Below are 12,592 nucleotides of genomic sequence, written 5' to 3' on the forward strand. Positions count from 1 at the left end.
TCCTGACATGTACGGCAACGCAGAGCGGAGAGGTGATCGATGAGCGTCGCGGGACCCCCCGGTCCTGTGATGGACCGGGACGAGGTGGACCGTGCGCTGGCGCGCCTCGACGCGGAGCACGAGGCGATCGAGACCTCGTTGCTCGCCCTCCAGGATCACGCGGGCCGCAGGCTCCTCGAAGGTGCCGGTCTCACCGGCACCACACAGGAGCGCTGGCAGTCCACCGAGCAGCGGATCACCCTGCTCTGGGCATACTTCGACGCGTACGCCGCCGCCCTGCGCGCGGCGCACGAGGTGCGGGCCCGCAGACGCTGGCCCAACCGTGACGACCTGGTGGAGCTGACCGAGCTGCTGCGCGGTGAGAGTGTCACCGTCGCCGGCGGCGCCGCCCCCGCGCCGTCGGCCTCGATCACCGGCCCCGCCAAGCTCACCGAGCGCTTCACGCTCATCGACCTCGTCTCGCGGATGAACGACCTGTACGCGCACTCGCTCGACATGGTCGTCGCCGCCGACGCGGTCTGGTCCGCGCTGCCCGCCCGGATCGACCTGCTGGCCGCCGAACTGCACCGCACCCGCCGGCTCGCCCATTCCGTGGGAGTACGCCCGGGTGAGCACCCGGCGGGCGACGACCTGGAGCGGATCACGTCGGAGCTGACGCTCCTGCGCGAGCAGGTGGTGTCCGATCCGCTGGCCTTCTGGCAGCCCGCGCAGGGCAGTTCGGCCCCCGGCGGCGGCCGCCCGCACACCGAGCGGTACGACCGCGAGGCCCGCGCCCTGGAGGACGTACGCCGTGAGATCGACGCGGTGCTCACGGTCAGGCAGGACGCGGAGCTGCGGCTCGCCAGGCTGCGTGACGTGCTCTCGCGAGCGGACCGCACCCTGGCCGAGGCCCGTTCGGCGCGCGGCGAGGTCCTCGCGAAGATCGCGGCGTCCGAGGTGCCCGCCGTCAGCGGCCCTTCGACCGCGCTGCAGGAGCAGCTCGCGACGGCGTCCGACTACCGCAGGCACGCCCAGTGGCACCGGCTCTCCCCGCTCCTGGAGTCCCTCGAACAGAAGGCCGAGGACGAACTCATGCGTGCCCGTGAGTCGTTGACGGCCGTCACCCAGCCCCTCGCGGTCCGCGCGGAGCTGCGCGGCCGCCTGGACGCCTACAAGGCGAAGGTCTCCCGCCTGGGCCACGCGGAGGACCCGCTGCTGGTCGAGCGGTACGACGCGGCGCGCCGGATGCTGTGGAGCGCGCCCTGCGATCTGCGCGTCGCCGAACAGGCGGTGCTTCGTTATCAGCAGGCGGCGGCCGAAGTCCTCGCATCGAGGGTCCCGCAACAGGGCGGTCCCACCGACCGGAGGGGGGAAGCATGAGTGAGCAGCAGAAGTGCCAGCGACCCGGATGCACGGGGTCGTACGAGGACATGGGCGGCGGCGAGCTGTACTGCGACACCTGCGGCCTGGCCCCGGTCGTCTCCCCGACCGGCCTGGTGTCCTCTCCCCCGACCGGCATCACCGGCGGCGGCAAGGGCTCGGGCAGCAGCAGCTCCCGGTCCAGTTCGCGCGCCTCGTCCCGCTCGTCGCGGTCCCAGTCATCGCGCAGATCGGTGTCGGGGCGGCTCTCGCGCTCGCTCTCCGGCAGCTCCACGTCCCGCTCGGTCTCGGTGCGCAGCTCAGGACCCTCCGCCGGCACGTCCGCCCGCAGCAGGCTCGGCGTGGGCCTGGTCCTGGTGCCCGAGGTCCCGCGCCCCGATCCGCGCCAGGCGGTGCAGAAGAACCCCGAGGTTCCCGAGCGCAAGCGCTTCTGCTCGCGCTCCGACTGCGGGGCGCCGGTGGGCCGCGCGCGGGGCGATCGGCCGGGGCGCACCGAGGGGTTCTGCACCAAGTGCGGCCACCCGTACTCGTTCGTGCCGAAGCTGAACCCCGGCGACATCGTCCACGGGCAGTACGAGGTCGTGGGCTGTCTGGCGCACGGCGGCCTCGGCTGGGTCTATCTCGCCGTCGACCGCGCGGTCTCCGACCGCTGGGTGGTCCTCAAGGGCCTGCTCGACACGGGCGACCAGGACGCGATGGCCGCCGCGATCTCCGAGCGCCGCTTCCTCGCCGAGATCGAGCACAGCAACATCGTCCGTATCTACAACTTCGTCGAACACCTCGACCAGCGCACGGGTTCCATGGACGGCTACATCGTCATGGAGTACGTCGGCGGCAAGTCCCTCAAGGAGATCGCCAACGAACGCCGCACGGCGCAGGGCAAGCGCGACCCGCTGCCCGTGGAACAGGCCTGTGCGTTCGGCATCGAGGCTCTTGAGGCCCTCGGGCACCTGCACAGCCGCAATCTCCTGTACTGCGACTTCAAGGTCGACAACGCCATCCAGACCGAGGACCAGCTCAAGCTGATCGACATGGGCGCGGTCCGCCGCATGGACGACGACGAGTCGGCGATCTACGGCACGGTCGGCTACCAGGGCCCCGAAGTCGCCGAGCTCGGCCCGTCGGTGGCCTCCGACCTGTACACGGTGGCGCGCACCCTGGCCGTGCTCACCTTCGACTTCCAGGGCTACACGAACGTCTTCGTGGACTCCCTGCCGGACCCCGACAACATCGAGGTCTTCCGTACGTACGAGTCGTTCTACCGCCTCCTCGTGCGCGCCACCGACCCGGACCCGGCCCGCAGGTTCGCCTCGGCGCAGGAGATGGCGGAGCAGCTCACCGGCGTCCTGAGGGAGGTCGTGGCGATCCAGACGGGGCGGCCACGGCCCGCGCTCTCCACGCTGTTCGGGCCCGAGGTGAAGGTCACGGACACGGAGCTGTTCGCCGAACTGACCGGCGACGTCTCGCACTTCGGGGTACGTGTGCTGCCCCCGGGGCGGCGCAAGGGGCGCGCCGAGCTGACGGCGGGCAACGGCCGGGCCACGGCCAACGGCACCCCGGCGATCACCGCACCGCCCGTGCCGCCCGCCGCACCGCCGGCCCGCATCGTCCGGCCGCTCGACGCCCCCGCGACGGCGCTCGCCCTGCCGGTGCCGCGCGTCGACCCGGACGACCCGAACGCCGGGTTCCTCGCCGGGCTCATGGCCTCCGCGCCCGCCGAGCTGATCACCGCGCTGCGGGCCGCGCCCACCGACTCGGTGGAGCTGCGGCTGCGCGGGCTGCGCGCCCGCCTCGCCATGGGTGAACCGGCGCCCGCCGCGCAGGCGTTGACCGAGCTGGAGATACAGCATCCGGACGACTGGCGGGTGGTCTGGTACCGAGGCGTCGCCTCGCTGGCGACCGGCGACCACGAGAGCGCGGCGCTGTCCTTCGACGCGGTGTACGACGCGTTCCCCGGCGAGCCCGCCCCCAAGCTGGCCCTCGGCGTCTGCGCGGAGGTCCTTGAGCAACTGGACAACGCCGCCGAGTACTACCGCCTCGTGTGGGCCACCGACCCGAGCTATGTCAGCGCGGCGTTCGGCCTGGCCCGGGTGCAGCTCGCCGCGGGCGACCGGCGCGGTGCCGTGCACACCCTGGAGTCCGTGCCCGAGGCCTCGATCCACTACACCGCGGCCCGCGTCGCGGCGGTGCGGGCGAGGCTGCGGCACCGTATGACGTTGGACACCGCGCCGTCACCCGGCGCGCTCTTCCTGGACGATCTGACGGCCGCGGCGGGCCAGGTGGAAGCCCTCGCGGGCTTCGGCCTGGACGCGGTGCGCCGCGAGCGGCTCTCCACCGAGGTCCTCGGCACCGCGCTGGACTGGGTACTCTCCGGTAGGCACCCTGGTCACGCTTCCGCCCCGCCGGCAGCACCCGCTGCACCGGCGAGCGGCTCGCGGACCGTGCTGCTCGGCAGCGACCTGGACGAGCGCGGCCTCCGGTTCGGCCTGGAGCGCTCGTACCGCACGCTTGCCCGGCTCGCACAGGGTGGCGAGGAAAGGATCGAACTGGTGGAGCGGGCCAACCGTTTCCGCCCTCGGACGTGGGTGTGAAGATGTCGCAGATGCACCAGCAGACTGCCGGGGCAGGTTCCACGTGCCCCGGCTGCGAAGAGCCGCTGGAAGCGGGTGACCTGTTCTGCGGCGCGTGCGGTTTCGACCTGTCGGCGCAGCCGGCCGGGTCCGACGACCGGCCCACCGTCGCCATGAACGGCTCGTCACCGGCGCCGTCCCCGGGCGCGTCGTCGCAGTGGCCCGTCGCCCCGGACGCGGACAGCTCCGACATGCCGGTGCCCGCGCACCTGCCCACCGACCTGCCGGTCACGGAGTCGTCGGGCGGCGAGCTCTCCCCGAACGCGGGTGAGGTACGGACGGACGCCCCCGCGGCCCCGCCCGCGGAGCCGGACGAGTACCCCCTTCCGGCCCCCGGCGTCCAGCCGGAGCCCGAGCCCGCCGACCCCCGCACGGCGCTGCCCGACCCCACGCCGCCCGCGGGCACCAAGCTCTGCGTGGCGTGCCGTTCGGGCCGCGTGGACCCGGACGGCTACTGCGAGAACTGCGGGCACGCGCAGCCGCGCGAGCGCGACCACATGGAGCAGGAGCTCGACGCGGTCGCCGCGGTCAGCGACCGGGGCCTGCGCCACCACCGCAACGAGGACGCGTTCGCCATCTCGTCGACCGCGCTGCCGGACGGATCCCCCGCCGTCGTCGCGATCGTCTGCGACGGTGTCTCGTCCGCGACCCGCCCCGACGAGGCATCGCTCGCCGCCTCACGCGCGGCGAACGAATCGCTGCTCGCCGCCCTGCCGCGCGGCACGCACCCGCAGCAGGCCATGCACGACGCGATCCTCGCGGCGTCCGACGCCGTCAACGCCCTTGCCGCGGAGCCCACTCAGGCCAGGGAGCACTCCCCGCACCAGAACGCGCCCGCGTGCACCCTCGTCGGGTCGATCGTCGCCGGTGGTCTGCTGGTGGTCGGCTGGGTCGGCGACAGCCGTGCCTACTGGGTCCCGGACGACCGCAGCGGCCCGACCGCCCGCCTCACCGAGGACGACTCGTGGGCCGCGCAGATGGTGGCGGCGGGTCTGATGAACGAGGCGGAGGCGTACGCGGACGAGCGCGCGCACGCCATCACGGGCTGGCTCGGCGCGGACGCGTACGAACTGGAGCCGCACACCGCTTCCTTCAAGCCGGACCGTGCGGGTGTAGTGGTCGTGTGCACCGACGGGCTCTGGAACTACGCGGAAGCGGTGGAGGACATGGCACGCGCCGTGCCCGTCGACTCCGCCGTGCGCCCGCTGCACAGCGCCCAGGTCCTGGTCGGCCACGCGCTGGACGGCGGGGGCCACGACAACGTAACAGTGGCGATTCTGCCGTTCCGTGTCGTGCCGCAAGGGGCAGGATCGGCCTAGTGGAAGCCCCCGCGAGAGGGGGCCGCCCATGCGCACTTGTCACCCACCGGCTTGGGGAAGCCGGTGGGAACGTCTAGGGGGAGCAGGGATCCATGGCCAACTTCTCGAAGTCGAACGTGCCGCAGTTCGCGGTCGACGTCTATCAGAACGAGTACCTCCCGGAGGGCGGCCGCGAGGTCAACGCGATCGCCACGGTCACCTCGACGGGCGGTGGCACGGTGGGGTCAGCGGTGAGCGCCCCGCACCTCTACTCGGCGGGGCAGACCCCGGACGCGGCCGTGGCGATCATGGTCGACTGCTCGGGCTCGATGGACTACCCGCCGACGAAGATGCGCGGCGCCCGTGACGCCACGGCCGCCGCCATCGACGCCGTACGTGACGGAGTCCACTTCGCGGTGATCGGCGGCACCCATGTCGCCAAGGAGGTCTATCCGGGCAACGGCCGCCTCGCGGTCGCCGACCGGCAGACCCGGGAGCAGGCCAAGCAGGCTTTGCGCAAGCTCAGCGCGGGCGGCGGCACGGCGATCGGCACCTGGCTGCGCCTCGCCGACCGGCTGCTCTCCTCGGCCGATGTCTCGATACGGCACGGAATCGTCCTGACGGACGGCCGCAATGAACACGAGTCACCCGAGGACCTGCAGGCCTCCCTCGACGCCTGCGCGGGCCGCTTCACCTGCGACGCCCGCGGTGTCGGCACCGACTGGGAGGTCAAGGAGGTCACCGGCATCGCCTCCGCGCTGCTCGGTACGGCCGACATCGTCGCCGACCCCTCGGGCCTGGCCGCCGACTTCACGCAGATGATGGAGGCGGCGATGGGCAAGGAGGTCGCCGACGTCAGCCTGCGGCTCTGGACGCCGCTGGGCGCGGAGATCAAGTTCGTCAAGCAAGTGGCGCCCACGGTGGAGGAGTTGACCGACCGTCGCACGGAGGCGGGGCCGCGCGCCGGTGACTATCCCACCGGGTCCTGGGGTGACGAGTCCCGCGATTACCACATCTGTGTCGAGGTGCCGAACGCCGAGCTCGGCCAGGAGATGCTCGCGGCCCGCGTCTCGCTGATCGTGCCGCAGCCGGACGGCAGCGCCCAGACGCTCTCGCAGGGCCTGGTGCGGGCCGTGTGGACGGACGACATGTCCGCGTCGACGTCGATCAACCCGCAGGTGGCGCACTACACGGGCCAGGCGGAACTGGCACAGGTGATCCAGCAGGGCCTCGATGCGCGCAAGTCGGGAGATATGGACGGAGCCACGGCCAAACTGGGCCGCGCCGTCCAGCTCGCCAGCGCCTCGGGCAACGAGGACACCGCGAAGCTGCTTTCGAAGGTGGTCGACGTGGTCGACGCCGTGGCAGGTACTGTTCGATTGAAGGCGAGGGTCGCCGAGGCCGACGAGATGACTCTCGAGACGCGGTCGACGAAGACCGTTCGCGTGAAGAAGTAGCACCACCCACATCCGTTATCAGCCCCACAGCAGCACGTACGGCCCTTTGGGCCGGAGAAGGAGAGGGGGAAGCGCCGACATGCCGACCTGCCCGAACGGACACCAGTCGGGTTCCGACGACTGGTGCGAGGTCTGCGGTCACCGCATGGCCGGTGCCGTGCCCCCGCCCCCGCCGCCCCCGGCCGCTCCCGGTTACGGCTACCCGCCGCCGGGGCCCGGCCAGGACGCCGGGTACGGATACCCCCAGCAGGCCCCGGGGCACCCGCATCTGTCGGCCGTGCCGGACCAGGGCGCCGAGCCCGAGCTCTGCCCGCAGTGCCGCACGCCCCGCGAGGCGAACGCGCCGTTCTGCGAGGAGTGCCGCTGGAACTTCCTGACGAACACGGCCACCTCGTACACCCCGGCCGCCCCGCACCCGCCGGCGCCGAGCCCGACGCCGAACCCGGCGCAGCAGTTCCAGCAGCCGCCGGGCCACCAGCCGCACGGCACCCAGCCCGGGCAGGACCCGTTCGGCTACCAGGGCTCGCGTCCCTCGCAGATGAACCGGCCCGCCGAGCCGATCCCGCCGTTCGGCAACGGCAACCCATCCGGCCAGGCGCCCCCGCCGCCCTACAGCGGTGACCCTTCGGGCCGGCCCCCGCAGTCGTTCCAGCAGCAGGGTCCGCCGGCTCCGCCCGCGTTCCCGCAGGAGACGGGGACCCCGCCGCCGCCGTCCTTCGGCGGCGACGACTGGGTGCTCCCGCCGCCCTCGTCATCGACGCCGGGTCCGGGTGCTCCTGGTCCGGGTGCTCCGCAGGCTCCCGAGCAGGGCGACTGGGGCCAGCAGCCTCAGCAGACGCAGGCACCGCAGGGCCCTCCGGGCTTCCAGGCGGTGCCCGGTCCCAGCACCGGCACGGTCTCCTGGTCGGCGACGATCGGCCCGGACCGCGAGTACTTCATGGCGATGATGCACCGCAGCGGTCCCGAGGCGTCGGGCCTGAACCTGCCCGCGTACTCGCCCGAGCAGCAGCGCCCGCTGGCCGGCAACCAGATCACCATCGGCCGCCGCCGCCACTCCACCGGTGACACCCCGGACATCGACCTGTCGGTGCCGCCGGAGGACCCGGGCGTCTCGCACCAGCACGCGGTCCTGGTCCAGCAGCCGGACGGCAGCTGGGCGGTCGTCGACCAGAACTCGACCAACGGCACCACGGTCAACAACGGCGAGGAGCCCATCCAGCCGTTCGTCCCCGTGCCGCTCCAGGACGGCGACCGGGTGCACGTGGGCGCCTGGACGACGATCACGATCCGGCACAGCTGAGCCGGAGCCGTCAGGGCCTTCTCACACGAGTGGCCAGGCGTACGGCCCTTCGGGGTCGTCCAGCCAGGCCCATTCGTGTGGCCCGCTGACGGTGACCCCGAACCGCTCGCGCACCGGCCGGTCCTCGCGCTGCCACAGGGCGAGGGCCTCATAGGGGTCGAGGCTGCCCGCGGTCAGCTCGAGCAAGAAGCGGAAGAGCTCGTTCTGCAGGGCCCTGCGCGGCAGCCCCCCGAGGTGCTGCTCGTGCGGGGCCCTTCTGCCGCCGCCCCGCAGCGGCACGAAGTAGGCGGGCGTGTGCAGGAAGCGGCCCTCCGCGTACGCGGCGTCCCGCACCGTGAGGGCGATCAGACCGGTGGCCAGCGGAGCCAGGATGCGGGCGCCGGGGCGGCACTGGGCCAGCCAGGGCCGCGGCACCGAGCCCAGGGTGCAGGTCGCGATGATCCGGTCGTACGGGGCGCGCTCGGGGCACCCCGCGGTCCCGTCACCGGTGACCACGGCCGGGTGGTATCCGGCGGCCGTCAGATGCCGCCGCGCGGACTCGGTGATCTCCGGGTCCAGGTCGACGGTCGTGACGTGCTCCTGGCCGACCCGGTGGGCGAGCAGCGCCGCGTTGTAGCCGGTGCCCGCGCCGATCTCCAGGACGTCGCAGTCCCCGTCCCGCAGGTCGAGCTCGTCCAGCATCTTCGCCATCAGGGAGGGCTGGCTGCTGGACGAGAGGAGCTCTCCGTCCCGTACGCGGGTGGCGAGCGGTACGTCCGCGTAGGCACCGCGCAGCCAGCGTGCCCGGTGTCCGGGGTCGGGGTCCTCGCCCCAGAGGCGTTCGTATCCGCCGCCCGATGACGTGACGTAGTAGTACGGCACGAACAGGTGCCGCGGGACCTGTTCGAAGGCCGCGCGCAGTGCGGGGTCCCGCGCCCAGGCGCCGCCGGCCTCGATCTCGCGCACCAGGGCGGTTCCGGCCTCGGCGGCCAGCAGCGGGTCGACTGTGGGTCCCATATAGCCACTGTGCTGCGGTATGGCCCGCGATGCGAGCGGCAGGACGTACCGATCCGGAGGAGATCGGTCCCGGTTTGCGGGAGATCAGTACCGGTTTGCGGGAGATCAGTACCGGTTTGCGGGAGATCGGTCCCGCTCCGGATGGCGGCGGTCCTAAGTCTTCCGTCCTCGGTCGCCCCGTCTGAGACCATGGACGGTGTGATAGAGATCCCGCGCGGCACGCTTCAGGAGCAGACCTTCTATGAACAGGTCGGCGGCGAGGAGACCTTCCGGCGCCTGGTGCACTTCTTCTACCAGGGGGTCGCGGAGGACCCGCTGCTGCGACCGATGTACCCCGAGGAGGACCTGGGCCCTGCCGAGGAGCGCCTCGCGCTGTTCCTGATGCAGTACTGGGGCGGCCCCCGCACGTACAGCGACAACCGCGGCCACCCCCGGCTGCGGATGCGCCACGCCCCGTTCACCGTCGACAGGGCCGCGCACGACGCCTGGCTGAAGCACATGCGTGCCGCCGTGGAGGAGCTGAAGCTCTCCGAGGAGCACGAGCGGACGCTGTGGAACTACCTGACGTACGCGGCGGCGTCGATGGTCAACTCCGAGGGCTGACGGCTCTCGGGCGCGCTTCTTCCGGTGACCCGGCCGCTAGGCCGGCGTCACCGAGAGGCCGCCGGCACCGGCCCGGCGCACGGCGATCGACCCGTAGTTCGTGCGCAGCCGCAGCCACGGTCCGGAGGACAGCAGGTCGAGCGTGTCCCCCCGCAGGAACCCCAGGGCCTGCGCGGCGTGCGCGGCCCGCACGGGCAGGCCCGTGTCACCGATGGTCCTCGACCAGATCTCCCGGCCCAGGCGGTCCAGCTCGGCCCGGACCCGCCGCTCCTGCGGCAACTCCTCGACCCGGGACTTGAATTCGGCGACCGCGGCCGCCACGAGGCCCCGCACGGCATCCACGTGCGGAAGCCCGCGCTCGGGCTGCCAGCCGCCGCGCGGCGGGAGAACTCCGGCCCACGGCGGCCCGGTCACGGCCTGCGGCACGAGGACCACGCCCGCCGCATCGACGGACTCCGCCGACTCCCCCACGGATTCGAGGAGTTCACCGGCGGAGACGGTGACGTCGAGGGAGGAGTCGAGCCCGTGCTCGTACGGCTTCGCGAGGCGCGCCGTACGGATGGCGAGCACCTCGAACGACGGCGGCCTGCCGAACACGGCGAGCGTGTCGCCGGCCGCCTGCAGACGGACCGCCGCGGCCTTGTCGTAGTGGATGAGCCGGGCCAGGAAGGCGGCGAGATCCCCCGCCTCCCCGGCGTCGGCCAAGTGCAGCTGCGCCGTCATGCGACGAGCGCCTCCGAACTCCCGGCGTCATCGCCGTCGTCGTCCATGTAGGTCAGGAGAACGGCCTTCTCCTCGGCGGTGATCCGCCGCGGGCGCTGCGCCTCCAGGTTGAACGGGACGACGATCGTCGAGGCCCGCACGTACACCTGGTCGGGGTCCTTGATCTCGTACGAGATGGTGAGCGAGGCCGCGCCTATCTTCGTCACCCACGACTCGATGGTCACCGGCGAGTGCCGGTGGACCAGCGGCCGTACGTAGTCGATCTCATGGCGGGCCACGACGGACCCGCCCGAGAACGACGGGCTGCCGTCCCCCGGTGCGAGCCGGAACATGAAGTCGATCCGCGCCTCTTCCAGATACCGCAGGAAGACGGCGTTGTTGACGTGCCCGAAGGCATCCATGTCCGACCACCGGAGGGGGCAGCTGTAGATATGCCGACTCATGTCAGTCTCAGCCTCGGGTGAGCTTCTTGTAGGTGGCGCGGTGCGGACGGGTCGCGTCCGCACCCAGGCGCTCGACCTTGTTCTTCTCGTACGACTCGAAGTTCCCCTCGAACCAGTACCACTTGGACTCGCCCTCGTAGGCGAGGATGTGGGTGGCGACTCGGTCGAGGAACCACCGGTCGTGGGAGATGACCACGGCCGCACCGGGGAACTCGAGCAGCGCGTTCTCCAGCGACGACAGGGTCTCGACGTCGAGGTCGTTCGTCGGCTCGTCGAGGAGGAGCAGGTTGCCGCCCTCCTTGAGGGTCAGCGCCAGGTTGAGGCGGTTGCGCTCACCACCGGAGAGCACGCCGGCGGGCTTCTGCTGGTCAGGACCCTTGAACCCGAAGGCGGAGACGTACGCCCGCGAGGGCATCTCGACCTGGCCGACGTTGATGTAGTCGAGCTCGTCGGAGACGACGGCCCACAGGGTCTTCTTCGGGTCGATGTTGGCGCGGCCCTGGTCGACGTAGCTGACCTTGACCGTGTCGCCGATCTTGATGCTGCCGGCGTCCGGCTCCTCGAGGCCCTGGATCATCTTGAACAGCGTGGTCTTGCCCGCGCCGTTCGGACCGATGATGCCGACGATGCCGTTGCGCGGCAGCGAGAAGCTGAGGTCGTCGACAAGAACCTTGTCGCCGAACGCCTTGGACAGGTTCTCGACCTCGACGACGATCGAACCGAGCCGCGGGCCCGGCGGGATCTGGATCTCCTCGAAGTCCAGCTTCCGCATCTTGTCCGCCTCGGCGGCCATCTCCTCGTAGCGCGCCAGACGCGCCTTGGACTTGGCCTGACGCCCCTTGGCGTTGGACCGCACCCACTCGAGCTCTTCCTTGAGCCGCTTGGCGCGCTTCTCGTCCTTGCGGCCCTCGACCTTGAGGCGGGTCTGCTTCTTCTCCAGGTAGGTGGAGTAGTTGCCCTCGTAGGCGATGGCACGACCGCGGTCGAGCTCGAGGATCCACTGGGCGACGTTGTCCAGGAAGTACCGGTCGTGGGTGACGGCGATGACGCAACCCGCGTACTGCGCGAGGTGCTGCTCCAGCCAGTTCACCGACTCGGCGTCGAGGTGGTTGGTGGGCTCGTCGAGGAGGAGCAGGTCGGGCGCCTCGATGAGGAGCTTGCAGAGCGCGACGCGGCGCTTCTCACCACCGGAGAGGGTGGTGACGGGCCAGTCGCCGGGCGGGCAGCCGAGGGCGTCCATGGCCTGCTCGAGCTGGGCGTCGAGGTCCCACGCGTTGGCGTGGTCCAGGTCCTCCTGGAGCTTGCCCATCTCGTCCATGAGCGCGTCGGAGTAGTCGGTCGCCATGAGCTCGGCGACCTCGTTGAAGCGCTTGAGCTTGCCCATGGTCTCGGCGGCGCCGTCCTGGACGTTCTCCAGGACGGTCTTCGACTCGTCGAGCTTCGGCTCCTGCATGAGGATGCCGACGCTGAAACCGGGCGTGAGGAACGCGTCGCCGTTCGACGGCTGCTCGAGCCCGGCCATGATCTTCAGCACCGTGGACTTACCGGCGCCGTTGGGGCCCACGACACCGATCTTGGCGCCAGGCAGGAAGCTCAGGGTGACGTCATCAAGAATCACCTTGTCGCCGTGCGCCTTGCGCGTCTTGCGCATGGTGTAGATGTACTCAGCCAAGAGAAACCGTCCGGCAATCAGTGAGTGGGCAGATACACCCCATCTTGCCTGACGGCCACCTACCGGGGGAAACCAGTATGGCCGGGGGGCCATGACCTGGACGTTCGTCAG

At 71.5% G+C, this 12,592-nt stretch carries 10 protein-coding genes; 6 read left to right on the plus strand and 4 right to left on the minus strand.

From position 1 onward, the window contains the following. The first annotated feature begins 39 nt into the window (after positions 1–39). From ACWD02_RS02910 to ACWD02_RS02930, 5 genes are all read left to right on the plus strand, one after another. On the plus strand, positions 40–1,359 hold the full coding sequence (locus ACWD02_RS02910) for a hypothetical protein (RefSeq protein WP_451203765.1): 1,320 nt from the start codon (positions 40–42) through the stop codon (positions 1,357–1,359). Then, on the plus strand, positions 1,356–3,950 hold the full coding sequence (locus ACWD02_RS02915) for a tetratricopeptide repeat protein (protein ID WP_451203767.1): 2,595 nt from the start codon (positions 1,356–1,358) through the stop codon (positions 3,948–3,950). Before ACWD02_RS02910 ends, ACWD02_RS02915 begins: the two co-directional genes overlap by 4 nt. A 2-nt stretch (positions 3,951–3,952) precedes the next feature. Continuing rightward, positions 3,953–5,308: a PP2C family protein-serine/threonine phosphatase gene (locus ACWD02_RS02920; protein ID WP_451203769.1), complete on the plus strand. Its 1,356-nt coding sequence runs from the start codon at positions 3,953–3,955 to the stop codon at positions 5,306–5,308. Between the two features lie 92 nt (positions 5,309–5,400). After that, positions 5,401–6,744 (plus strand): VWA domain-containing protein, encoded by a 1,344-nt coding sequence (locus tag ACWD02_RS02925; RefSeq protein ID WP_451203771.1) that lies wholly within the window; start codon positions 5,401–5,403, stop codon positions 6,742–6,744. 79 nt (positions 6,745–6,823) lie between these two features. Next, on the plus strand, positions 6,824–8,044 hold the full coding sequence (locus ACWD02_RS02930) for an FHA domain-containing protein (protein ID WP_451203773.1): 1,221 nt from the start codon (positions 6,824–6,826) through the stop codon (positions 8,042–8,044). 21 nt (positions 8,045–8,065) lie between these two features. Here the strand turns inward: ACWD02_RS02930 and ACWD02_RS02935 are convergent, their stop codons facing one another. Next, positions 8,066–9,040, minus strand: coding sequence for a methyltransferase domain-containing protein (locus ACWD02_RS02935; RefSeq protein WP_451203775.1), 975 nt, complete (start codon positions 9,038–9,040; stop codon positions 8,066–8,068). A gap of 189 nt (positions 9,041–9,229) precedes the next feature. Between ACWD02_RS02935 and ACWD02_RS02940 the strand changes: the two genes are divergently transcribed. Beyond that, on the plus strand, positions 9,230–9,643 hold the full coding sequence (locus tag ACWD02_RS02940) for a globin (protein WP_361835995.1): 414 nt from the start codon (positions 9,230–9,232) through the stop codon (positions 9,641–9,643). A 36-nt stretch (positions 9,644–9,679) separates the two neighbouring features. On the opposite strand, the gene ACWD02_RS02945 is transcribed toward ACWD02_RS02940, so the two are convergent. From ACWD02_RS02945 to ettA, 3 genes are read right to left on the minus strand one after another with little or no spacing between them, the layout of a single operon-like run. Next, positions 9,680–10,366: a hypothetical protein gene (locus tag ACWD02_RS02945; RefSeq protein WP_451203778.1), complete on the minus strand. Its 687-nt coding sequence runs from the start codon at positions 10,364–10,366 to the stop codon at positions 9,680–9,682. After that, the gene (locus tag ACWD02_RS02950) at positions 10,363–10,809 is read right to left on the minus strand and encodes an acyl-CoA thioesterase (protein ID WP_451203780.1); all 447 of its coding nucleotides are present in this window, start codon (positions 10,807–10,809) and stop codon (positions 10,363–10,365) included. The genes ACWD02_RS02945 and ACWD02_RS02950 overlap by 4 nt, the downstream gene beginning before the upstream one ends. A gap of 7 nt (positions 10,810–10,816) precedes the next feature. Continuing rightward, a complete protein-coding gene (gene ettA / locus ACWD02_RS02955; RefSeq protein WP_451203782.1) occupies positions 10,817–12,481 on the minus strand; it encodes an energy-dependent translational throttle protein EttA in 1,665 nt (554 codons plus the stop codon). Positions 12,482–12,592: the final 111 nt, after the last annotated feature.

The organism is Streptomyces sp. NPDC002853, assembly GCF_053591915.1.